Below are 24,016 nucleotides of genomic sequence, written 5' to 3' on the forward strand. Positions count from 1 at the left end.
CGCGACCCCCTAAAACAGAAACGATGGGCGCCGCCATCAAGGGCACACCGTGCAGGCGTTGGCGATCATGGCCGCGCAAAGGACCGATCCGAAAGGGATGTCCGGACGTCCTGGCCGATTGCTCCGGAGACGGGATTTCTCCACCGGCACGGGTTCATGAAGACCAGGGCGACGCGCCGCAACAGGGCGGCCGGCCCACACAAGGGGAGACACTGACCATGATGACCCGTACGCATATCCTCGCCGGCGCTGCCGCCCTTGCCGCCGGTCTGGCGGTGGCCCAGCCCGCGTCCGCCGCCGTGTTCGAGTTCAGCGAGCTCGCCGACCCGAACGGCGCCAGCGGCGGCTCGAACGAAGCCACCTGGGGCGGGTTCACCGGCCCGCTGGGCGGGTACGCTGGCTCTTTCGACACCACGAACGACATCTGGACCGTGGACGGTATCGGCGTGAAGGCCTCCGCCACCAACGATGCCACCGCTGGCACGGCCTACTATGGCGAGTCCGAAGCTTATCTGGACGGCTACTCGGGCGGCTTGGCCGGCCTGGGCGTCTGCTCCACCGTCAACAGCAGCTTCCAGTGCGGCACCGGCTCTGATGACAACACGGGCCGCGCCGGTGATACGAATAGCGGCGTTCTGGAGACCCTGATTCTGGCCTTCTCCACCTCCGTGTCCCTGGACAACCTGATCTTCCGCGACCGGGACCACAACGTGTACGGCGCCGGTGCCCTGACCATCGACCTGAACGGCACCAGCTACACGCATGGTGTGACCGACCTGTCCGGCTTCGTCGGCCAGACGTTCGCCTTCGCTCGCATCGCGGACGGCGAGGATTTCTACCTCGACACGGCCACCGTCAGCGCAGTGCCGCTGCCGGCCGCCGCGTGGTTCCTGCTGACCGCCCTGGGCGGTCTGGTCGGCACCCGCTGGCTGAAGAAGGGCGAGGCGAGCGCCGCCGCCTGATCCCGGGATCCGGACCCCGGCCCGCGCCGGGGTTCCACCCAGGCCAAGCGACAGGCCGTCACCGTGAAGGTGGCGGCCTTTTCGTTTCGGGTTCGACTATATCCATCGGGCGGGTTGGAATACTGGGGACAGCCCACCCTGACCAATGGATATAGATCCCAAACGAATCCACCAAATGGCCACCCCTCCATTTGGTGTATGGATTTTCTTCGCATTTTGTATGATTTTGAGGCTGGTTGTCCGCACTTGCCGAACCGGCTTTGCAACAACACCAGATCTTGGCACGGTCGCGATATCCCGGCCATGGACCAACGCATGGGCCCCGGCGGCCCGCCATCGCCCGACCAGGCTGACCGCTTTTCATCCGGAGGACGTTTTCATGTTCAAGTATGCCCTTCCCGCCCTCGTCGGCGCCGTCGCGCTGTGGGGCTCGACCGCGCAGGCGTCCTTCATCGACGTGCACACCGGCTCCCTGTCTGACCTGCGGGTGATCGAGAGCGCGTTCTGGACCAACAAGACCGTTGCCGCGACCGAGGACTTCGAGGGCCTTGCCGCCGGCACCGACTACAGCGGCGGCGCCGTGTTGAACACCGCCGTCGGTGACTTCTCCTCGACCAAGGCCGGCCAGCGCGGCCAGCTCATCTCCGTCGAGGGCACCGGCGCCTTCCATTCCAAGGAGAGCTGGATGGGCGGCCGCCGCAACGTCACCGGCGACAGCCTGGACGGCCGCTACCTGGAGAACAACGACTCCAAGCAGGTCAAGTGGGTGTTCAACAACCTGACCGGCATCAACGCGCTGTCGTTCTTCATGACCGACGTCAATGACGTCAGCGGCGTGTTCAAGCTGACCTTCAAGGACAACAGCACCCTGGAAGAGGGCTTCACCTCCTCCAAGCAGCCCAACGGCACCATCAATTTCGTGACGGCCGCATTCGGCGCCGACGTGGACCTGTTCGAGGTGATCTTCGACCAGAGCACCAGCAACGACGGCTGGGGCGCCGACGACTTCACCGTGGGCGCGGTGCCGCTGCCGGCCGCCGCCTGGTTCCTGCTGACCGCCCTGGGCGGTCTGGTCGGCACCCGCTGGCTCAAGAAGGGCGACGCGGGCGCGACTGCCTGACCCCAGGACTCGGACCCTCGTCCGGCGGGGGACTTCGATCACGGATCCGGTCCGAAGGGCCGTCACCATCCCGGTGGCGGCCCTTTCCGCATGGCCAGAGCGCACGCCCGGCCCCACCCCGCCTTGACCGCCGCCGGACGGCCCCGCTAGCTTGCCCGCACTCTGCCTTCTCCCGCCTCCCCACAGACGAGCCCCCCAATGCCCCCTGACGCGCCGGCATCGCCGCCCAGTTTCCAGTCCCTGATCCTCCGCCTGCAGTCCTACTGGGCCGATCAGGGATGCGTGATCCTGCAGCCCTACGACATGGAGGTGGGTGCGGGCACGTTCCATCCCGCCACCACCCTGCGCGCCCTTGGTCCCGAGCCCTGGGCCGCCGCCTACGTCCAGCCGTCGCGCCGCCCGACCGACGGCCGCTACGGCGAAAACCCGAACCGGCTGCAGCACTATTACCAGTTCCAGGTCATCATCAAGCCGTCCCCGGCGAACGCGCAGGAATTGTACCTGGGCAGCCTGCGGACCCTTGGCATCGACCCCTTGCGACACGACATCCGCTTTGTCGAGGACGACTGGGAGAGCCCCACCCTGGGCGCCTGGGGCCTGGGCTGGGAAGTGTGGTGCGACGGCATGGAGGTCTCGCAGTTCACCTACTTCCAGCAGGTGGGGGGCTTCGACTGCGACCCGGTCTCGCTGGAACTGACCTATGGCCTGGAGCGGCTGGCGATGTACGTGCAGGGGGTGGAAAACGTCTACGACCTGGATTTCAACGGGGCCGGCGTATCCTATGGTGACGTGTTCCTTCAGGCCGAACGCGAATACTCCGCGCACAACTTCGAGCACGCCGACACCGAAGCCCTGTTCCGCCACTTCGCCGACGCCGAGGCGGAATGCGCCCGCCTGCTGGATGCCGGCCTCGCCCTGCCCGCCTATGACCAGTGCCTCAAGGCCTCGCATCGCTTCAACCTTCTGGATGCGCGCGGCGTGATCTCGGTGACCGAGCGCGCGGCCTACATCGGGCGGGTGCGGGCGCTCGCCAAGGGCTGCGCCGAGGGCTGGCTGCGCAGCCGAGGCCATCTGCCGCCGTCGGTGGCCGCCACCGGCAGGGAGGTCTGAGCGATGGCCGACCTGCTGCTTGAACTGCTCTCCGAAGAGATCCCCGCCCGCATGCAGCGGCGCGCCGCCGAGGACCTGAAGCGCCTCGTCACCGACGGCCTGAACGGCGCCGGGCTGGCCTTCGAGGCGGCCGAGGCCTGGGCCACGCCGCGCCGCCTCGCGCTGGCCGTCACCGGCCTGCCCCTGGCCCAGCCGGACACCCGCGAGGAACGCAAGGGCCCCAAGGCCGACGCCCCCGACAAGGCGATCCAGGGCTTTCTGGGCGCGGTCGGCCTGACCCTGGATCAGGTGGAGCGCCGGGACACGCCCAAGGGGCCGGTGCTGTTCGCGGTCATCGAACACAAGGGCCGGGCGACGGCCGAGGTGCTGCCGGGCCTGATCCATGCCGCGATCACCGCCCTGCCCTGGCCCAAGTCCATGCGCTGGGCCGCGAGCGCCTTCGCCTGGGTGCGGCCGCTGCACGGCATCCTGGCCGTGTTCGACGGCGCGCCGCTGAAGGGCGGGCTCGCCCTGGGCGCCACCGCCGGCGCGCGCGCCGATGGGGCCGCGCCGCTGGTGCCCGTGGCCTTCGTGCCGGACCCGTCGGCCCCGCCCGCCGAAACGGCGGTGCTGCCGTTCCAGGCGGAGACGCGCGGTCACCGCTTCCTGGCCCCCGAGCCGGTGACGGTGGGCGGCCTCGCCGACTATCGCGCCCATCTGCGGGACGGTTTCGTCATCCTGGACGCGGGCGAGCGCCGGCGGATGATCCAGGAGCGCGCCGAGGCCCTGGCCGCCGCCGAGGGTCTGCGCCTGCGCCCGGACCCCGGTCTGCTCGACGAGGTCGCCGGGCTGGTGGAATGGCCCGAGGTCCTGATGGGCCGAATCGACGACGCTTTCATGGATGTCCCGCCGGAGGTGCTCGCGACCGCCATGCGCGGCCACCAGAAATATTTCAGTCTGGAGAAACCCGACGGCAGTCTGGCCGCCCGCTTCATCGTGGTCGCCAACACGCGATCCGAGGACGGCGGCGCGCGCATCGTCGCCGGCAACGAGCGGGTGCTGCGCGCGCGCCTGTCCGATGCCCGCTTCTTCTGGGATCAGGACCGCAAGGTGCCCCTGGCCGCCCGCGTGGACGCGCTCGCCAATCGTGTGTTCCATGCCCGCCTGGGCACGGATCACGACAAGATGGAGCGCACCCGGGCGCTTGCGGCCCATCTCGCCGGTCTGGTGCCGGGCGCGGATGCGGCCCTGTGCGACCGCGCGGCGCTGCTGTGCAAGGCCGACCTCCCCAGCGGCATGGTGGGCGAGTTCCCGGAGCTTCAGGGCCTGATGGGCCGGTACTACGCCCGTCACGACGGCGAGCCCAACGCGGTCGCGGCCGCCATCGCCGACCACTATTCGCCCATCGGTCCGTCGGACCGCTGCCCGAGCGCGCCCGTCTCGGTCGTGGTCGCCCTCGCCGACAAGATTGACACCCTGGTCGGTTTCTGGATGATCGACGAGAAGCCGACGGGATCCCGCGATCCGTTCGCGCTCCGGCGGGCCGCCTTGGGCGTGATCCGCCTGATCGAGGAGAACGGGTTGCGGCTGCCCCTTCGGCCGGTGTTCGGGGCCGCGCGGATGGCCTATCTGCGGCAGGCCGAAGCTGCCGTGCGCAAGGACCGCGAGCAGGGCGCGCAGGAAGATGGCGCAGCCGCGGCGCGGGACATGGACCGAAACTGGTCCGAGACCGTGCTGGACGACCTTCTGGCGTTCTTCGCGGACCGCCTGAAGGTTCACTTGAAAGACCGGGGGGTCCGCCACGATCTGATCTCGGCGGTGTTCGCGCTGGGCGACGAGGACGACCTGGTCCGCCTGCTGGCACGGGTAGACGCGCTGGCCCGTTTCGTGGACAGTGATGATGGATCGAACCTGCTGACGGCCTATCGACGGGCCGCGAACATCGTGCGGATCGAGGAACGCAAGGACAGCGTCCGCTACACCCACCAGGAGGTCGAGCCCGATCTTCTGCGGACCGACGAGGAAACGACGCTCTACACGGCCCTTTCAGACGCCGGGTCCGTCGCGTCGCGCGCCATCGAGGCAGAACGCTTCGAGAAGGCCATGGCCGCCCTGGCCCGCCTGCGCGCACCCGTAGACGCCTTTTTTGACACCGTAACCGTCAACGCCGACGAACCGTCTCTCCGTCGCAATCGCCTCCGGCTGCTGTCACGCATCCAAATGGCCATGGGCAGCGTGGCCGACTTCTCCAAAATCGAAGGGTGAGGGAACATGTCGAAGTGGGTCTACTTCTTTGGAGACGGCCAGGCCGATGGCCGTGCCGACATGAAAAACCTGCTGGGTGGCAAGGGCGCCAACCTGGCGGAGATGAGCTCGCTGGGCGTGCCCGTCCCGGCGGGTTTCACCATCACCACCGAAGTCTGCACATTCTACTATGACAACAACGAAACCTATCCGGATGACCTGAAAAACCAGGTCATGGAGAACCTGGGCCGCATCGAGACCATCATGGGCGCCAAGTTCGGCGACCCTAAAAATCCGCTGCTGCTCTCCATTCGTTCGGGGGCGCGGACGTCCATGCCCGGGATGATGGACACGGTGCTGAACCTGGGCCTGAACGACACCACCGTAGAGGGCCTGATCGCGCTGTCCGGCGACGCCCGGTTCGCGTACGACAGCTACCGGCGCTTCGTGACCATGTATTCCGACGTCGTGCTGGGTGTGGACCATTACCACTTCGAGGAAATCCTGGACGCCCTGAAGGAAGACAAGGGCTACCGTCTGGATACCGACGTCACGGCCGATGACTGGAAGCACCTGGTCGGCGTCTACAAGGCGAAGGTTCTGGAGCAGCTCGGCTCGGCGTTCCCCGAAGACCCCGTGGACCAGCTCTGGGGCGCGGTCGGCGCGGTGTTCGGCAGTTGGATGAACCAGCGCGCCAAGACCTACCGGCGCCTGCACCACATTCCCGCCCATTGGGGCACGGCCGTGAACGTGCAGGCCATGGTGTTCGGCAACATGGGTGAAGAGTCCGCCACCGGCGTGTGCTTCACCCGCGACCCCTCGACCGGCGAGAACGCCTTCTACGGCGAGTATCTGGTCAATGCCCAGGGCGAGGACGTGGTGGCCGGCATCCGGACGCCGCAGAACATCTCCATCGCCGGCAAGGAGCGCAACAACTCCGACCTGCCGGCCATGGAAGAGACCATGCCGGAGATCTACAAGCAGCTCGTCACGATCCGTGACAACATGGAGCTGCACTATAAAGACATGCAGGATATGGAGTTCACGATCCAGAGAGGCAAACTCTGGATGCTCCAGACCCGCAACGGCAAGCGCACCGCCGCCGCCGCGCTGAAGATCGCGGTGGACATGTGCAATGAAGGCATGATCGACAAGGAAACGGCGATCCTGCGCGTCCAGCCGGAACAGCTTGACCAACTGCTGCACCCCACCCTGGACCCGAACGCGCCGCGCGAGCTGCTCGGCCACGGCCTGCCGGCCTCGCCCGGCGCCGCCTCCGGTCAGGTGGTGTTCACCGCCGACGAGGCCGAGGCCTGGGCCCAGAAGGGCAAGAAGGTGGTGCTGGTGCGCGTCGAGACCTCGCCGGAGGACATCGGCGGCATGCACGTTTCCCAGGGCATTCTGACCACCCGCGGCGGCATGACCAGCCACGCCGCCGTCGTGGCGCGCGGCATGGGTGTGCCGTGTGTCGCGGGCGCCGGCGAAATCCGCGTGGACTACAACAAGAAGACCCTCACCGTCGGCGGCAAGGTCGTGAAGGAAGGCGACATCATCACCCTGGACGGCGCCAAGGGTGAGGTCTTCCTGGGCGAGGTGCCGACCCTGCAGCCGGAGCTGAGCGGCGACTTCGCCGACCTGATGGAATGGGCCGACGCGGTCCGGCGCATGCGCGTGCGCGCCAACGCCGAGACCGCCGAGGACTGCTCGACCGCCCGCAAGTTCGGCGCCGAGGGCGTGGGCCTGTGCCGCACCGAGCACATGTTCTTCGATCCCAAGCGCATCATCCACATCCGGCAGATGATCCTGGCCGAGGACGAGGCCGGCCGTCGCGCCGCCCTGGAGCACCTGCTGCCCTATCAGCGCCAGGACTTCGTCGAGGTGTTCCAGATCATGCGCGGCCTGCCGGTCACGGTGCGCCTGCTGGACCCGCCGCTGCACGAGTTCCTGCCGCACTCGGACACGGAAATCGCCGATGTGGCCGCCTCCGCCGGGGTGGACGCGGCCATGGTGAAGAGCCGGGTGGCGATGCTGCAGGAATCCAACCCGATGCTCGGTCATCGCGGTTGCCGCCTGGGCATCACCTACCCCGAGGTCTACGAGATGCAGGCCCGCGCCATCTTCGAGGCGGCGCTGGAGGTCTCGGAGACCGCCGGTGAAACCGTGCTGCCCGAGATCATGATCCCGTTGGTCGGCGCGGTGAAGGAACTGGAGCCCATGCGCGCCCTGGTGGACCGTGTGGCCAAGGAAACCTTCGCCGCCAAGGGCCGCGAGATCGCCTATCAGGTCGGCACCATGATCGAGCTGCCGCGCGCCTGTCTGCAGGCCGGCGGCATCGCCGAGCATGCGGAGTTCTTCAGCTTCGGCACCAACGACCTGACCCAGACCACCCTGGGCATGTCGCGCGATGACTCGGCGCCATTCTTGGAGGTCTATACCCAGAAGGGGATTTACGCCCGCGATCCGTTCCAGAGCATCGATGTGGACGGCGTCGGCGAGATGGTGAAGATCGCCGCCGAGCGTGGCCGCACCTCGCGCCCGGACATCAAGCTGGGCATCTGCGGCGAGCACGGCGGTGATCCGAACTCCATCCACTTCTGCGAGGGCGTGGGGCTGGCCTATGTGTCCTGCTCGCCCTACCGCGTGCCCATCGCCCGTCTGGCGGCCGCGCAGTCGGTGCTGCTGAAGGGCAAGGGCGCCGAGGTGGATCGGTAAGCCGGAACCAGCCGGCGCGCGCCATGGCGTGACCCTTGAAGACGGCGGGCGGTGCCTTCGGGCGCGCCCGCCGTTTTCGTTGGCGCATCGTCGAGAACCGGGGTGGCGGGAGTCTGAGGTGGTGGCGTTCGGCGATCCAACCCCTCCCCGACCCTCCCCATTCCATGGCGATCCGAGTCACACATCTCATCCTGATCGGCGAGGAACCGGACGAGTCCGGTTCCTCGCCGATCGCAACAGCGCCTAGACGAACCGTATAGAGCGTCCGGTCGTGAATGAAAAAGCAGGACACTAGACCCTGCACAAAAGTTAAGATTGCCGGTCCGGCGCCTCTCCTGCTACATACATTCGTGACGCTTTGGTAGTCTCAACTTTCGGTTTTGACAGCAGGAGCCCGGATCAATGAGACAGCGTATTGCGGCCGCCCTGATCGCGGCCACCTTGTTTGGTACTGCTGCGGCACAGGCCGCGGTGATCGACTTCGAAGACGTTCCGCTGACCAATCTGGCCGGCCCCCTGCCCGAGGGCTACGAAGGACTGGACTGGAGCGCCTGGACCGGCAACGTGATCGAAAAGGATCGGTACCCGGCATCCTCGGCGCCGGGCTACCAGAACGCCAACACGTCGGGGCGCAACGTGCTGACCGGCCACTATGCGAACATCGACACGATCCGCAGCAGCACCCTGTTCAGCTTCGCGGGCGGGCACTTCACGGCCTCCCATTTCAGCGACCTGACCATCCAGGTCACGGGCTATTACGGCTCCACCCTCCTGCAACAGACCAACATCACGGCCAGCGAGACTCAGGCGACCTACTTCGGGTTCAACTGGACGGGGCTGGACATGCTGACCTTCCAGGTCCTCGACGGCGTCCGGTCGGATCATCCGGCCCGCATTTCCCGGTTCGCGGTCGATGACCTTGATATCAGCCCGACCTCCATCCCCGGCAGCGGCGAGGTGCCGATCGGGTATGTCCCGCTGCCGGCGGCGGCCTGGTTCCTGCTGACGGGCCTGGGGGGGCTGTTCGGCCTTCGGGGGCTGCGCGGGCTGTCCCGGCGCAGCCGCGCCGCCTCATACCAGCGGTGAGAGGCCCCGACTCTTGCCGACTCCTTCGCGTCATCCTGAGCCGCTGAAGGCGGCGACGGATCTCGGGAGGAAGCATCAAGTGGGGCCGGGCGGTGCATGCCCCTGCACGAGGTCCTTCGGTCGCTCCGCTCCGTCAGGATGACGCCGGTTTTTCGTGGCGCACGTCCTGAGGATCAAAGCCGCGCGCCCCGGCCGGCATCAGTTCCAGTGCATGCGCCCGCGCATGTACTTGATCTTCTTTTCCTTCTTGATCCGGATCTCGGTGACTTTCTTCTTGTGCTCGGCGTCCTGCAGGCGGGACATCATGACCCACTCGTCCACGGGCATGTAGCGGGGGGCCAGGAACCGGAAGGTTTCCAGCATCAAATCCTCGGTCTCGCGGCCGGGCTTCATGGGGTGATTGTTCCACTTCACCAGCAGATCGCCCCAGGCCACCAGACGGGCGCGCAGGTCGTCGCGCTGTTTGTGCAGGTAGGATTTCACCGTATCCAGGTTCTTGAGGGCGGCCATGATCTCGCCGGTCTGGGCGTCCACGGTCTCGAACCGCTCGCCGAAATCGGCCACCGCCAGCGTCACCAGCCGGATCAACGAGTTCGCCGTCTCCAACTGCGAGTGCTCGTCCTTGTAGAGTCGGCGCAGCAGTTCGGTCTTGCGCAGCATGCGCTGCATGGCCGCGAACTCGTCCCGCAACGCCTCGATGTAGGCCAGCTCATGGGAGAGGCCCTGGATCATCTCGGTGACTGCTTCCTTGTTGGGCAGGCCCAGCGCCCGGGCCGCCTCGCCGAAGGCGTCGTTGACCTGCTTGCGGAACGTGGGGTCGCCCGCCACCTGCATCAGTTCATCCGGGTTGGAGATCACGTGCTCGTCGCCGGACAGCCACCCCAGCAACTGCATCGCCAGCCGGTGATAGGCGATTTGCTTGTGCTTTTCCTTGGGCGACCACGAGGCCTCGCCCGAGGTGACCTCCTTGGGCACCGGATCGCCGATACGCAGGCCCTTGACGTACTTCAGGCCCTTGGCCAGCAGCGACAGCATGACGCCGTCCCGGCTGCCGGGCTCGATCTTGAATTCGCGCTGGATGCCGGGGAAAGGCAGGCTCAGCTTTTCTTCCCCCAGGGAGACAACGGCGAGGGGCTGTTCCGTGCCGTGTTCCAGGCAGAAATACAGGTCGTCCACCTTATGGAAGAAGACATGCTCGAACTGAACGGTGTCGGGCAGGTTCGAGGACCCCGATCCGCCGGTCTCCGTCGCGCTGGCAGTCTCGGTTGTGCTGGTCATGATCCGGTCCGGCTCGCAGTCTCGGGTTCATCATGCCATAGCCCATGGCGCCTGCAACCGCAAACCCCGGCAGGGCGGCAGGCTGCGGCGGCCCGGGCCGCTTGGGCCCGCCCGGACCCGCCCGGATCGGGCCGCGTCCGCGAATCGCGGCGGCCGATTTGGCCAGGGCCGGGCGTCACCATGCCTGATCGGGCTACCCCATGAAGGCCTGCAACCCGGTCTGGGCGCGGCCCAGGATCAGGGCGTGGATGTCGTGCGTGCCCTCGTAGGTGTTCACGGTTTCCAGGTTCATCGCGTGGCGGATGACGTGGTACTCGTCCATGATTCCGTTACCGCCGTGCATGTCGCGAGCCACGCGGGCGATGTCCAGCGCCTTGCCGCAGTTGTTGCGCTTCATCAGCGAGATGGCCTCGGGCGCCGCGCGGCCCTCGTCGATCAGGCGGCCCAGCCGTAGCACGCCCTGCAGGCCCAGGGTGATCTCGGTCTGCATGTCGGCCAGCTTTTTCTGAACAAGCTGGGTGGCGGCCAGGGGGCGGCCGAACTGGGTGCGCTCCAGCGTGTACTGGCGACCGGCGTGCCAGCAGAACTCGGCCGCGCCCAGCACGCCCCAGGCGATGCCGTAGCGCGCCTTGTTCAGGCAGCCGAAGGGGCCGCCCAGACCGACCGCGCCGGGCAACAGGTTCTCCTCGGGCACCGCCACGCCGTCCAGCACGATCTCGCCGGTGATCGAGGCCCGCAGCGAGAACTTGCCCTCGATCTTGGGCGTGGAGAAGCCGGCCATGCCGCGCTCGACCAGGAAGCCCTTGATGCGGCCGTCGTGGGCATCGGACTTGGCCCAGACCACGGCCACGTCGGCGATCGGGCTGTTGGTGATCCACATCTTGGCCCCGCTCAGGCGGTACCCGCCGTCGATCTTCTCCGCGCGGGTCTTCATGCCGCCGGGATCGGAGCCGTGATCGGGCTCGGTCAGCCCGAAGCAGCCGACCGTCTCGCCGGTGGCCAGCCGGGGCAGCCACCTGGTCTTCTGCGCCTCGGTGCCGTAGGCATGGATGGGGTGCATGACCAGCGACGATTGCACGCTCATGGCGGAGCGGTAGCCGCTGTCCACGCGCTCGATCTCGCGCGCGATCAGCCCGTAGGCCACATGATTCACGCCGGCGCCGCCGTACTGCTCCGGGATGGTGGGACCCAGCAGGCCCAGTGCGCCCATCTCCGTCATGATCTCGGGATCGAACCGCTCTTCCCGGTTGGCCATCAGCACGCGCGGCATCAGCTTGTCCTGGCAATAGGCGCGCGCGCTGTCGCGGATCATGCGCTCTTCCTCGGAGAGCTGGCCTTCCAGGTCGAGAATGTCCTCCCAATTGGAGAGCGGGGCGGCAGCGGTCATGAACAGGACTCCTTCGTGTCGAATACGGACCTCGGTCGCGCTGGATCATGGCGCGGACGGCCCGCCGGGTCCAGGAGAACGGTCGATTTCCCCGCCGCTCCGAGGTTGCACGCTGGAACCCTTCGCCGGACATGATAGGCTTCGGAGCCCTGCCCCCGTCGCGGGGTCCGCACGGAAGGACAGCCGCCCATGCACGCCACTGATCCGGTCATGCCGCCTGTCACCGCTTCGGACCCGGTCCGGGAGACCTTTCGGTCCGCCCTCGCGCGCGCCGACCGCAGAACGGATCCGTTCGGCCACTGGCTTCTCGACCGGCCGTGGCCCGACGCCGTCGCGCAGCAGATGGAGGCGCTGCCCATCGCCGTCTCCGACATGACCTATCGCCTGGGCCGGCGCGAGGAGAACAACGCCGCCAGGGCCTATTTCGACCCGGCGCAGCAGGCGCGGTTGCCGGCCTGCCGGGCGGTGGCCGAGGCGCTCCAGGATCCGCGCACGATCGCGGCCATCGAGGCTCTGTGCGACGTGGACCTGACGGGCTCGTATCTCCGCATCGAATACGCTCAGGACACCGAGGGCTTCTGGCTGGAACCGCACACGGACATCGGCGTGAAGCGGTTCACCCTGCTGGCCCCGCTGACCAGCGGGCCGGAAGCCGCCGACTGGGGCACGGACTTCTACGCCGGCCCCGATCAACCGGCGCAGCGCCAGCCCTTCCGGGCCAACACGGCCCTGATCTTCGTGCCGTCGGAGTCCACCTGGCACGGGTTCGAGGCGCGCCCGATTACCGGCGTGCGCCGGTCGCTCATCATCAACTATGTGGGCCCGGAATGGCGTGCGCGCCATGAGTTGTGCTTCCCGGACCAGCCCATTGGATGAGCCGACGGCGGGCCTTTGCCCACGGAAAACGCCCCGGGCCGCACGGACCCGGGGCGTTGTCTGGATGCTTGGAACGCGGGCGATTGTTACGCCGCCGCGCGGCCCTTCTTCAGCCAGCGGGAGCCGAACAGACCGCCCAGGGCCGTCAGCATGAACCAGGCCGCCGCCGGCAGCGGGACCACGTTCAGAGACGCCTGAAGATTGGCCGTGTTGACGCCACCTTCAGCGGTCAGCCACTCGGAAAAGGTGGTTCCGCCCACCTGGAACCCGGTGATGTCGAGCATGTACTGCGTGCCGTCGATGAAGAACGTCTGCGACGTCCCAGAGTTCGCGGCCGCGGTTACCACATCGTCACACACCGTGGCGCTGCCCGGCAGGCAGGGCGCCGTGTTCGTCGTTTCATTGTGATTGAAGGTGTACTTGGTGAAAATGTCGCCCTGATCCGTCACGAACTTGATGTCGAGATCGATGCTGCTCAGCGTCGTGCCCGTGATCGGATAGTTGATGTGCTTGAACTCGCCCAGGGTGAAGGTATCCCCGGCATCGAGGCCGACCGCCGGCGGCACGGTGGCCGAGAAGTCGTAGCCACTCTGGCCAAACCCCGTGCTGTTGCCCCAGCGGGCTGTGATGGGATCGCCGCCGTTGTTGATGGCGATGCCCGAGCCGGGGGCCGGATTCGACCATTCGGCCACAATGTCGCTGATCGTCAGGACGGCCGCGTTGGCGCTGCCCACCGCACCGATCATGCTGCCCCCAACTATGGCCCCCAGAGCGGCCGTCTTCCAACGAATCACAGTCATGTCCCCATCTCCTGTTCGCGGCATCGGTCTGGTGTCTTGCCGATGCGAAACTCCCCGAATGATCCCGGACCGTGATGGCAGGGCGTTCGGATGCCTGCGGTTCGGTCCCGGAGCGGTGCAGCCGGTGTGCGCGCCCTCGTTCTGAAGGGGTCTCCTGTCTCACAGGGTATCCGAGTCCGGCACTCGGTTTTCATATGTCCACACCCTACCCTTCGTTGGACCGCTCAAAAAACCATCATTTTTATGCAATCTCCTTCCAAAGAACCGGGATGGCGCGGCGCACCCCCGTCTTTCGACACGCACATCCTTGAAAGAAAACGCTTCTTTACAGGATCTGACGCGCGTGAGAGGCGCGTTCGCGGCACTCACCGCCCATTGGCTGATCTCACAGCAATATCCTATCCATTGAAACGGGGTCCCCTTCTCTTCGCCTTCGGAAATGACGACTCGGACGCGCGGCATAAGAGACTCGGGACACGGGCCTGCCCCCGCCGTCGGTGTTTGCATGCGGCGACCAAGCCTCGTCCACCCGAGCAAGCGGGCGTACGCGTGCCCACCGGGTGCCCACCGGGTGAAGGACCCGGCCGGGCCTGTCCTGAGGGTCGCAAGCGCGCACCCTGCCGGACAGCACCGGACTCGCTGGCTTCGATGCGGCCATCGCTCAGGGGCCGCCAAGGGCGTCCCCGGCGGCCTGAACCAGGCGCCCTCCCGTGCGAAGATCGCGCGGCCTGGACGTGATGGCGCGGTTTCGGGGTCGTCTCACGCATCGACGGCCGCCCCGGACGCGGGCGCGGTGGTGGCAAGCATGATCGGGTTGGGCCGGCGGCTCGCCCCGGTCCCGGTCGCGGAACGGGGCGCGAGGACCGAACAGACCACGCGGCTGGGCGAGATGGGGCCCCCATGGGCCAGGGCGAACACGCCGCTCGTCCGATGTTCGTGGACACCTTTTCGGGACGGGACGCTGCGGCACACGGTCGCACCGGGCGCGGCGCGGGGCCTGCCGCGAAGCCGCAAGGCCCGTGCCCTCCCCGAACAATCAAAACCCCCGAAACCCAAAGGGTCCGGGGGTTTTGATGGTGCCCAGGGACAGATTCGAACTGCCGACACGGGGATTTTCAGTCCCCTGCTCTACCAACTGAGCTACCTGGGCGTCGCGTCCTCCGCCAGCGGCGGAAGCACTTGTGTGGCACCGGGCGGCACCGTGGGGGAGGTGTTTATGGGAAAAAGACGGCCCTGTCAAACAGGTTTCATCCCGATGACGCCGGGGCCGGTTCCGGACGTCGGGACGGGCCCGCCGGCGCATTCGGATCGGTCACGTGAATGACACGCGCGATGCCGCGCGGCAGCCGGGGCTCCACCTTGCGCAAGCCCCGGTCCAGGGCCCCGACCCGGCGGCGAACCCAGCGCACCGCCTCTCGGGCGCGTTCCGAATCCCGCGTCAGGATGAACAGACCGATCGCGATGAGGAACAGCCCGATGGGGATGGGCGTCGGCGCGATGATGATCCCCACAACCAGCAGCACCGATCCGACGGCGATGTTGATCGCCCGCCGCACCGGGTGACGGGGCGCGGGATCGTCGGCCATCCCGGGGGTGGTCTCCGGCGCGGACGGGGGCGTCTGGGGCTCGGGCTTCATGCGAGCGATATGGGGCGGCAGGCCCCGACCGGCAAGAGAACCGGCCGATCAGCAACGATCGTCCCGGCCGGGGCGACCTGACGTGGAACGGTCCGCGACATCATTTGTATATCCTCGATCTATATTAGAGACGCGTCATGTGGCCGAAAGCGACCGGCCGCCGCATCTGAAATGGAAGCGGATCGAAGTCCCGCGGCCATTTGGTGCGACGCCAGTTACATCGAATTGCGCCATTTTTGGCTTGCCCTGCCGGGGGGACGCTGGTTCAGTGTGTCCTTCCCTGCGGGAGTCGCGGCCCTGGGCTGCATCCCGGTCATGGCTCCCCGCAGAGACCCGCCGGCCGCCCCGCGCGGCGTCGGCGGGTATTGGCGCGCCAACGGGGCGGCGCACGGCGTGCGCCGGCTCAAGGGGAACAGGCGTGCCGGCAAAATCCGGCCAATACTGGTGTGGGAGGAAGGAACAAATGTCCGGCAACGAAGGCAACGCCAATGACGCCTACTGGAAGGCAAACGTAACCCATATCATAGTCAGTCTGGTGATCTGGTTCGTTGTCTCCTATGGCTTCGGCATTCTTCTGGTGGACCCCCTCAACGCGATCGAGTTCGGTGGATTCAAGTTGGGATTCTGGTTCGCCCAACAGGGCGCCATTTACGTCTTCCTGATCCTGATCGCGGTCTACGCGATCCGCATGAACGCGCTGGATCGACATCATGGCGTGGACGAACAGTAGGACAGGGGGGACGCGAAGATGGATGAACTCAAACTTTTGACCTACCTCGCGGTGGGTCTCAGCTTTGTGCTGTATATCGGCATTGCCGTCTGGTCGAAGGCCAGCAGCACCGGCGAATTCTACGTGGCCGGCAAGGGTGTGCACCCGATCGCCAACGGCATGGCCACCGCGGCCGACTGGATGAGCGCCGCCTCCTTCATCTCCATGGCCGGCCTGATCGCCTTCCTGGGATACGGCGGCTCGGTCTATCTGATGGGATGGACCGGCGGCTACGTGCTGCTGGCCATGCTGCTGGCCCCGTACCTGCGCAAGTACGGCAAGTTCACGGTGCCGGAGTTCATCGGCGACCGTTACTACTCCAAGACCGCCCGCCTGGTGGCCGTGGTCTGCCTGATCTTCATCTCGTTCACCTACGTGGCGGGCCAGATGCGCGGTGTCGGCATCGTGTTCTCGCGCTTCCTTGAGGTGGACCTGCTGACCGGGCTCATCATCGGCATGGGCATCGTGTTCATTTATGCGGTGCTGGGCGGCATGAAGGGCATCACCTACACCCAGGTGGCGCAGTACTGCGTGCTGATCCTGGCGTACACGGTGCCGGCGGTCTTCATCGCCATGCAGTTGACCGGCAACCCGATCCCGCAGATCGCTTTCGGCAGCCAGATCGAGGGCACGAACACCTACCTCCTGGACCGGCTGAACCAGATCGTGACCGACCTCGGGTTCATCGAATACACCGAGGGCAGCAAGAGCACGATCGACATGTTCGCGATCACTGTGGCGCTGATGGTCGGCACCGCCGGTCTGCCGCACGTGATCGTGCGCTTCTTCACCGTGCCGCGCGTGCGCGACGCCCGCTCCTCGGCCGGCTTCGCGCTGCTGTTCATCGCGCTGCTGTACACCGTGGCCCCGGCCGTGGGTGCGATGGCGCGCTACAACCTGACCGACACCGTGCAGACCGGCGCGGTCGGCAGCCCGGACGGCAACCTCGTCTACGAGGAGCGTCCGGAGTGGATGAAGCGCTGGGAGGCCACCGGCCTGCTGGCGTTCGAGGACAAGAACGGTGACGGCCGCATCCAGTACTACAACGACGCCAACCCGGAGTTCCAGGAGAAGGCGGCCGAGTACGGCTGGGACGGCAACGAGCTGACCGTGGACCGTGACATCCTCGTGCTGGCCAACCCCGAGATCGCGCAGTTGCCCAACTGGGTCATCGCCCTGGTGGCCGCCGGTGGTATCGCCGCCGCGCTGTCCACCGCAGCCGGCCTGCTGCTCGTCATTTCGTCGGGTATCTCGCACGACCTGTTCAAGGGCACGATCACACCGGGGATCTCCGAGAAAACGGAGTTGATGACCGGCCGCATCGCGATCGGGGTGGCGATCCTGGTGGCCGGCTATCTGGGGTACAACCCACCAGGGTTCGTGGCGCAGGTGGTCGCGTTCGCCTTCGGGCTGGCGGCCTCGTCCCTGTTCCCCGTGATCCTGATGGGCATCTTCTCCAAGAAGGTGAACCGCGAGGGCGCCATCGCCGGCATGCTGAGCGGCCTGGTGTTCACGATGGGGTACATCGTCCTGTACAAGGGTGTGTTCATCGAGCCGGTCATCGACAACGTGCCGGAGAACTGGTTCCTCGGCATCTCGCCGGAGGGCATCGGCGCGGTCGGCATGGTGCTCAACTTCATCGTGGCCTTCACGGTCTCGAAGATCACCCGCGAGCCGCCGGAGCACATCCAGCATCTGGTCGAGGACATCCGCACCCCGCGCGTCACCAGCGCGGCGGAGTAGGATCCCCGATCCGCGGATCGGGCGGGCCCCGGCGGCCCGCCCTCTCTGCATGGCGCGGGCCCCGGGGTTTCGGGGCTCGCGCTTTTCTTTCAATCGCAGTCCGGGCATTCTGTCGCCATCCGGTGTCCGGGGCCCGCCACCTTGCGCCCCCGATCAGACGAGGCCGCCTCCATGGACGTGGAACTGATCGAGATCCGCGAGTTCATCGCCGCGCATCACCCGTTCGATATGCTCCCGGACGCCTCGCTGGAAAAAGCGGCCGGCAGCCTGCGCGGTCTGTACGTCCGCCAGGGCAAGTGCCTGTTCCAGACGGACGATACCGTGGACGCGCTGTACATCGTGCGGACCGGCGCCCTGGAAACCCGGGACCCGTCCGGCGAAATGCTGGCCCGCGTCGGCGAGGGCGAGACCGCCGGGGCCGCCGCGCTGCTGCGCGGCGGGCGCGCGGTCAACGTGGTGGAAGCAATCGAGGACAGCCTCGTCTACGCCATGCCGGCCGAGACGTTCCACACCCTGCGCCAGCACCACAAGCAGTTCGCCTATTTCTTCCAGCCCGCGGGCGGCGAGCGCCTGCGCTCCGGCCGTGCCGTCGCAGGCCAGGGCGGCCCGCGCGGATCCGGACCGGCGCACGCCCACCTGGACCTGATGGGCATCCACCTGGGCGACATGCTCAAACGCGCGCCCGTCACCATCCCGCCCGACGCCACCATCCGCGAGGCCGGGGCGCGCATGTCGGAGCAGTCCGTCTCGTGCCTGATGGTGGTGGACCCCGCCGACTCCGGCGGCCGGGCCGCCGGCATCCTGACGGACCGCGACCTGCGCAACCGGGTCGTGGCCAAGGCCCTGCCCTACGACACGCCGGTCTCGGAGGTCATGACACCCGACCCGCTGTCGCTGACGGCCGACGACTACCTGTTCGACGCCATGCTGTTGATGACCCGGCACAACATCCGCCACCTGCCGGTCATGAAGGACGGCAAGCTGGCCGGCGTCATCACCAACACCAACTTGGTGCAGACCCAGAACACCTCGGCCGTCTATCTGGTCGGCGACATCTTCAAGCGCGACACCGCCGAGGGGATGCGCGATGCCCTGGAGATGGTGCCGGAGCTGATCCTGCAACTGGTCGAGACGGGCGCGTCGGCGCACAACATCGGGCATGTGATCTCGTCGCTGTCCGACGCCGCCACGGTGCGCCTGATGGCTCTGGCCGAGATGCGGTTGGGCCCCGCGCCGGTGCCCTTCGTCTGGCTGGCCGCCGGCAGCCAGGCCCGGCACGAGCAGACGGCGCGCTCGGACCAGGACAACTGCCTGCTGATGCACGATTCCTATGACGAGACCAAGCACGGGGAGTATTTCCGGGCCTTCACCCGCATGGTCTGCGACGGACTGAATATCTGCGGCTATGTCTATTGCCCCGGCGAGGTCATGGCCATGACCGACCAGTGGCGCCAGCCGCTGAAGGTGTGGAAGAATTACTTCTCGAAGTGGATCGACCAGCCCGACCCCAAATCATTGATGCTGTCGTCCGTGTTCTTCGACATGCGCCCGATCTACGGCAACCATGCCCTGTTCCATGACCTGCGCGCGTTCGTGCTGAAGAAGACCAGCGGCAGCAAGATCTTTTTGGCCTATCTGGCCTCCAACGCCCTCAGCCGGCAGCCGCCGCTCGGGTTCTTCCGCAACCTGGTGATGATCCGGGGCGGCGAGCACGCCAACACCCTGGACCTGAAACATCGCGGCATCGTGCCGATCGTCGATCTGGCGCGCGTCTATGCGCTGGATGCCGGCAGCCCCTCGGTCAATACGCTGGACCGCCTGGAAACCGCGCAGGAGAAAGGCGCGGTCTCCAAGGATGGCGCCGCCGACCTGCGCGATGCCTGGGATTTCATCAGCACCATGCGGCTGCGTCACCAGGCCCTGCGCATCCGCGAGAACAAGAGGGCGGACCACTACGTCTCGCTGGAAACGCTGTCCAACTTCGAGCGCAGCCAGTTGAAGGACGCCTTCTCGGTGGTCAAGACCATGCAGGGCGCCCTGGCCTCGGCCTATCAGACGGGCCGGATGTAACCCGACCCGCCCCCCACCTCCGCGGAGTAGAAGGACGCCATGCTCAGGCACGTGCTCGGACTGGACATGACGCGCCGCGCCCTGTGGCTGGTGGGCAAGCCGGGGCCCATGCGGGACTATTACCAGGAGGACTACCCCACCCTCGATACCCCCTGGCACGCGGTCGATTATCTGGCGATCGACCTGGAAACCACGGGCCTTGACCCCATGCACGACGAGATCCTGAGCGTCGGCTTCGCACCCGTCCGGCGCGGCGCGGTCCATATGGCGGAGGCGCGGCACATCCTGGTGCGTCCCACCCGGCCGGTGCCGGAGCAGACGGCCATCATTCACGGCCTGCTGGACGACCGGCTGGCGGCGGCCCCGCCGCTGGAGGACGTGCTGCCCGTGGTGCTGAAGGCCATGACCGGGTTGGTCCCGCTGGCGCACTATGCGCCGGTGGAGCGGCGCTTCCTGTCGCACGCCTGCAAGCGGCTGTACGGCCAGCCGCTGATCGTGCCCTATGTGGACACGTTGCGGCTGGAGCAGCGCTCCGTGGAGCGCCAACAGGAGACTGCGACCAAGGGCGCGCTGCGCCTCAACGCGGCGCGGGAGCGCTACAACCTGCCCCGCTATCGGGCGCACAACGCCATGATGGACGCCATCGCCGCCGCCGAACTGTTCCTGGCCCAGGTCGCGCACATGGACACCAAGCGCCCGCCCCGCCTGGACGAAGTCAGCGTCGGTTAGCCCGGGGGAACTGGTCCGGCCTGCTCAGCGGCGATAGCCGCAGTCGCAGCGGGTGCCCTCGGGGTGATAGGCGCCGCAGTTCGGGCAGCGCACCAGGTCTTCGGTGGTGCCGGCCCCGCGCCGCTCCTGCTCGCCCATGCGCTTGCGCACGGCATCCTGGGCCGCCCGTTCCACCTTGTCGCGCAGGCTGGGCCGGTCGCCCGGCGTGCGGCCGCCGATGGCGCGGCTGTAGTATTTGAAGGCGCCCCAGACCACGACCACCACGAGGATCGTGAACAGCACCTTTGAGAGGCTGAGTCCGAACATGGAAGGGTTATCGCCCCGGCAGGCCCACCCGGTCAAGTCCGCTGCGCCGGGCGTCCCGCCGTTCAGGCCGCGCCGACGGCCGCTTCCGTCACGCGGACGGCCTGCACGGTCTCCGGCACGTCGTGAACGCGCAGGATATGCACGCCCTGGTCCACGGCCCGCAGCGCCGCCGCCAACGACCCCGGCAGGCGATCCTTGGGCCGGTTCGTGGGGCGCCCGTCAGCGTCCACGGTCCCGGCGGCCCGGGCGATGAAGCTCTTGCGGGACGCCCCCAGCAGCACCGGCCCCCCCAGGCCATGCAGCAGGCCCAGGTGGCCGAGCAGATCCATGTTGTGGTCCAGCGTCTTGCCGAAGCCGATGCCGGGGTCCACGCAGATCCGGCTTGCCGGAATGCCGGCGGACTGACAGACCGCCACCCGCCCGGCCAGCCACGCATAGACATCGGCCGCCGCCCGCTCGTAGGTGGGGTCGGCCTGCATGGTCTGCGGCTCGCCCTGCATGTGCATGAGGATCACCGGGACCTGCTCGCGCGCCACCACCGCCAGCGCTTCAGGCTCATGGGTCAGCCCGGTGACGTCGTTGACGATTCGGGCGCCGTGGGCAATGGCCGCCGCCATGACGGAGGCCCGGCGGGTGTCGATGGACACCAGCGCGCCCCGGTCCGCAAGCGCCCGCACCACCGGCAGGACGCGGCGGGCTTCTTCCTCGGGAGAAACGGGATCCGCGCCCGGCCGGGTGCTTTCGCCGCCCACATCCAGGATGTCCGCCCCGGCCTCCAGCATGGCGAGACCGCTCGCGATGGCCGCGTCGGCGGAGAAGTGGTCGCCGCCGTCGCTGAAGGAATCCGGCGTGCAGTTGAGAATCCCCATGATCCGTGTGCGGTCCAGCGGCAGACCGGCGAACGGCGCGCGGGGCGCCGTCAGGCGCGTCAGCACCGCCGAAAGGATCGCCACCATGGCCGGCCCGTGCGCCTCGGCCCAGCGCATCAGGGCGGGCAGATCGCTGCCGTGGACATGCCACGGCCCGTGGTCGTCGGCGCGGGTAAACAGGGTGACGGCGGAAAACGCCAGATCATCCCGACCGGCCAGCGGCGCCGCGTAGCCCGCCGCCCGGCCCTGCAGGGCCGCCGGCCCTCGCAGCAGCCCGGTGGGCGACAGCAGCAGACCCCGGAGCGGATGGATCAGCGCCCCATCCTGGAACAGCCCCCACGGCAAGGCCGGATCCCGCCCGCTGTGGGCAGGATCCGGTCCGACCTGTTCGGTCTGAGGATCACGCATCGTCCGCGACACGACGGCTAGGCGCCCGGTTGGGGTTCCGGGCCCATGTTGGGCTTGCCGCGCGACGGGCCGCCGCTGGTCGTCGGCACGGAGGCCCGCCGGCCGCCGCGCGGCGCCTGCGCCGATCCCGTGTCCTGGGGCTCGTCACGGTTGATCGACTCACCGTTCATCAGGGCGCGGATCTCGTCGCCGTTCAGGGTCTCGTACTCCAGCAGCCCCTGAGCCAGGCTTTCCAGTTGGTCCCGGTGCTCCGTCAGGATGCGCTGGGCGTTTTCATAGGCCGTATCGACAATGCGCCGGATCTCCTCGTCAACGGTGTGCGTGGTCTCATCGGACATGTTCTTGTGACGCGCCACCGAGTGCCCCAGGAACACCTCTTCCTGGTCCTCGGCATACATCAGCGGCCCCAGCTTGTCGGACATGCCCCACTCGGTGACCATCTTGCGCGCAATGTTGGTCGCCATCTTGATGTCGCTCGACGCGCCGGTGGTGACCTTGCCGTGGCCGAAGATCAGCTCCTCCGCCACGCGGCCGCCCATGGCGACCACAAGGTCGGCCTCCAGCTTGGCGCGGGACATGCTGATGCGGTCGCCCTCCGGCAGACGCATCACCATGCCCAGGGCGCGACCGCGCGGGATGATGGTCGCCTTGTGGATGGGGTCGGATTCCGCCATGTGCAGCGCGCAGATGGCGTGGCCGCCCTCGTGATAGGCCGTCAGTTTCTTTTCGTCGTCGGTCATGACCATCGAGCGCCGCTCGGTGCCCATCATGACCTTGTCCTTGGCGGCCTCGAACTCGCTCATGCCCACGACCCGCTTGCCGCGACGGGCGGCCAGCAGCGCGGCTTCGTTGACCAGGTTGGCAAGGTCGGCGCCTGAGAAGCCCGGCGTGCCGCGCGCGATGGTCTTCGGCTCCACGTCCGGCCCCAGCGGGGTCTTGCGCATGTGGACCTTGAGGATCTTCTCGCGGCCGAGCACATCCGGATTCGGCACCACCACCTGGCGGTCGAAGCGGCCCGGGCGCAGCAGCGCCGGGTCCAGCACGTCCGGACGGTTGGTGGCGGCGATCAGGATGACGCCCTCGTTGGCCTCGAAGCCGTCCATCTCGACCAGCAACTGGTTCAGGGTCTGCTCGCGCTCGTCGTTGCCGCCGCCCAGCCCGGCGCCGCGATGGCGGCCGACGGCGTCGATTTCGTCGATGAAGATCAGGCACGGCGCGTTCTTCTTGCCCTGCTCGAACATGTCGCGCACCCGGCTGGCGCCGACACCCACGAACATCTCGACGAAGTCCGAGCCGGAGATGGTGAAGAAAGGCACGTTGGCCTCGCCCGCGATGGCGCGCGCCAACAGCGTCTTACCCGTGCCGGGCGGACCGACCAGCAGCACGCCCTTGGGGATCTTGCCGCCCAGGCGCTGGAACCGCTGCGGATCGCGCAGGAACTCCACGACCTCTTCCAGTTCCGACTTGGATTCGTCGATGCCGGCCACGTCGTCGAAGGTCACGCGGCCGGTGCGCTCGGTCAGCAGCTTGGCGCGGGACTTGCCGAAGCCCATGGCCTTGCCGCCGCCGCCCTGCATCTGGCGCATGAAGAAGATCCACACCGCGATCAGCAGCAGCATGGGGAACCACGAGATCAGCACGCTCCAGAACGTGGGCGTGTCGCTCGACGACGGCTGCGCGGTGATCTTGACCCCGTTGTCGCGCAGGATCGGCACCACGTTCGAGTCGGGCGGCGCGAAGGTGGTGAACGCCCGGTCGTCCACGAAGTGGCCGGAAATGCTCTCGCCCTTGATGGTGACGTCCCGAACGTCGCTGCTCTCGACGCGGTCGATGAACTCCGAGTACGGGATCGACGTCTCGGGGGTCTGCGGCGCCGAGCCCTGGAAGACGTTGAACAACGCCACCAACAGCACGGAAATGATGATCCACAT

At 67.4% G+C, this 24,016-nt stretch carries 18 protein-coding genes and 1 tRNA gene; 11 read left to right on the forward strand and 8 right to left on the reverse strand.

All coding sequences use genetic code 11. The annotated features are described in order from the left end of the window. Window positions 1-218 precede the first annotated feature (218 nt). The 6 genes from GHC57_RS07885 to GHC57_RS07910 all read left to right on the forward strand — a co-directional run bounded on the left by GHC57_RS07885 (window position 219) and on the right by GHC57_RS07910 (window position 9,213). Window positions 219-962, forward strand: a complete 744-nt coding sequence (locus GHC57_RS07885; protein WP_153342941.1) for a VPLPA-CTERM sorting domain-containing protein — start codon at window positions 219-221, stop codon at window positions 960-962. A 379-nt stretch (window positions 963-1,341) separates the two neighbouring features. Beyond that, entirely contained in the window at window positions 1,342-2,082 is a 741-nt protein-coding gene (locus GHC57_RS07890; protein WP_170294754.1) for a VPLPA-CTERM sorting domain-containing protein, read from the forward strand. 198 nt (window positions 2,083-2,280) lie between these two features. After that, the gene (locus GHC57_RS07895; RefSeq protein ID WP_153342945.1) at window positions 2,281-3,192 is read left to right on the forward strand and encodes a glycine--tRNA ligase subunit alpha; all 912 of its coding nucleotides are present in this window, start codon (window positions 2,281-2,283) and stop codon (window positions 3,190-3,192) included. A 3-nt stretch (window positions 3,193-3,195) separates the two neighbouring features. Beyond that, on the forward strand, window positions 3,196-5,436 hold the full coding sequence (glyS, locus tag GHC57_RS07900; RefSeq protein WP_153342947.1) for a glycine--tRNA ligase subunit beta: 2,241 nt from the start codon (window positions 3,196-3,198) through the stop codon (window positions 5,434-5,436). Between the two features lie 6 nt (window positions 5,437-5,442). Further along, window positions 5,443-8,127 (forward strand): pyruvate, phosphate dikinase, encoded by a 2,685-nt coding sequence (gene ppdK / locus GHC57_RS07905; protein ID WP_153342949.1) that lies wholly within the window; start codon window positions 5,443-5,445, stop codon window positions 8,125-8,127. A gap of 402 nt (window positions 8,128-8,529) precedes the next feature. Beyond that, window positions 8,530-9,213, forward strand: a complete 684-nt coding sequence (locus tag GHC57_RS07910; RefSeq protein WP_153342951.1) for a VPLPA-CTERM sorting domain-containing protein — start codon at window positions 8,530-8,532, stop codon at window positions 9,211-9,213. 198 nt (window positions 9,214-9,411) lie between these two features. Here GHC57_RS07910 and GHC57_RS07915 read toward each other — a convergent pair whose 3' ends face one another. Next, window positions 9,412-10,491, reverse strand: coding sequence for a hypothetical protein (locus tag GHC57_RS07915; protein ID WP_153342953.1), 1,080 nt, complete (start codon window positions 10,489-10,491; stop codon window positions 9,412-9,414). 193 nt (window positions 10,492-10,684) lie between these two features. After that, complete coding sequence (locus tag GHC57_RS07920; protein ID WP_153342955.1) at window positions 10,685-11,878, reverse strand: acyl-CoA dehydrogenase; 1,194 nt, start codon at window positions 11,876-11,878, stop codon at window positions 10,685-10,687. A gap of 189 nt (window positions 11,879-12,067) precedes the next feature. Between GHC57_RS07920 and GHC57_RS07925 the strand changes: the two genes are divergently transcribed. Then, window positions 12,068-12,754 (forward strand): 2OG-Fe(II) oxygenase, encoded by a 687-nt coding sequence (locus tag GHC57_RS07925; RefSeq protein WP_246152200.1) that lies wholly within the window; start codon window positions 12,068-12,070, stop codon window positions 12,752-12,754. Between the two features lie 86 nt (window positions 12,755-12,840). On the opposite strand, the gene GHC57_RS07930 is transcribed toward GHC57_RS07925, so the two are convergent. The 3 genes from GHC57_RS07930 to GHC57_RS07940 all read right to left on the reverse strand — a co-directional run bounded on the left by GHC57_RS07930 (window position 12,841) and on the right by GHC57_RS07940 (window position 15,140). Next, on the reverse strand, window positions 12,841-13,554 hold the full coding sequence (locus GHC57_RS07930; protein WP_153342957.1) for a THxN family PEP-CTERM protein: 714 nt from the start codon (window positions 13,552-13,554) through the stop codon (window positions 12,841-12,843). 1,074 nt (window positions 13,555-14,628) lie between these two features. Continuing rightward, window positions 14,629-14,704 (reverse strand) — tRNA-Phe (locus GHC57_RS07935). A 97-nt stretch (window positions 14,705-14,801) separates the two neighbouring features. After that, window positions 14,802-15,140 (reverse strand): PGPGW domain-containing protein, encoded by a 339-nt coding sequence (locus tag GHC57_RS07940; protein WP_170294755.1) that lies wholly within the window; start codon window positions 15,138-15,140, stop codon window positions 14,802-14,804. Window positions 15,141-15,654: 514 nt separating this feature from the next. Between GHC57_RS07940 and GHC57_RS07945 the strand changes: the two genes are divergently transcribed. From GHC57_RS07945 to GHC57_RS07960, 4 genes are all read left to right on the forward strand, one after another. Beyond that, window positions 15,655-15,921 carry a DUF4212 domain-containing protein gene (locus tag GHC57_RS07945; RefSeq protein ID WP_153342961.1) on the forward strand — a complete coding sequence of 89 codons (267 nt, stop codon included), beginning with the start codon at window positions 15,655-15,657 and terminating at the stop codon, window positions 15,919-15,921. Window positions 15,922-15,939: 18 nt separating this feature from the next. After that, window positions 15,940-17,703, forward strand: coding sequence for a sodium:solute symporter family protein (locus GHC57_RS07950; RefSeq protein ID WP_153342963.1), 1,764 nt, complete (start codon window positions 15,940-15,942; stop codon window positions 17,701-17,703). Window positions 17,704-17,844: 141 nt separating this feature from the next. Further along, window positions 17,845-19,773 (forward strand): putative nucleotidyltransferase substrate binding domain-containing protein, encoded by a 1,929-nt coding sequence (locus tag GHC57_RS07955; RefSeq protein WP_246152201.1) that lies wholly within the window; start codon window positions 17,845-17,847, stop codon window positions 19,771-19,773. Window positions 19,774-19,812: 39 nt separating this feature from the next. Further along, on the forward strand, window positions 19,813-20,502 hold the full coding sequence (locus tag GHC57_RS07960; protein ID WP_211369146.1) for an exonuclease domain-containing protein: 690 nt from the start codon (window positions 19,813-19,815) through the stop codon (window positions 20,500-20,502). Window positions 20,503-20,526: 24 nt separating this feature from the next. On the opposite strand, the gene GHC57_RS07965 is transcribed toward GHC57_RS07960, so the two are convergent. From GHC57_RS07965 to ftsH, 3 genes are all read right to left on the reverse strand, one after another. Continuing rightward, window positions 20,527-20,808, reverse strand: coding sequence for a hypothetical protein (locus GHC57_RS07965; protein ID WP_153342965.1), 282 nt, complete (start codon window positions 20,806-20,808; stop codon window positions 20,527-20,529). A gap of 62 nt (window positions 20,809-20,870) precedes the next feature. Beyond that, window positions 20,871-22,022 carry a dihydropteroate synthase gene (folP, locus tag GHC57_RS07970; protein WP_246152202.1) on the reverse strand — a complete coding sequence of 384 codons (1,152 nt, stop codon included), beginning with the start codon at window positions 22,020-22,022 and terminating at the stop codon, window positions 20,871-20,873. A gap of 80 nt (window positions 22,023-22,102) precedes the next feature. Continuing rightward, a complete protein-coding gene (gene ftsH, locus GHC57_RS07975; RefSeq protein ID WP_170294756.1) occupies window positions 22,103-24,016 on the reverse strand; it encodes an ATP-dependent zinc metalloprotease FtsH in 1,914 nt (637 codons plus the stop codon).

This window comes from Roseospira navarrensis (assembly GCF_009601025.1).
Classification (GTDB): Bacteria; Pseudomonadota; Alphaproteobacteria; order Rhodospirillales; family Rhodospirillaceae; genus Rhodospira; species Rhodospira navarrensis.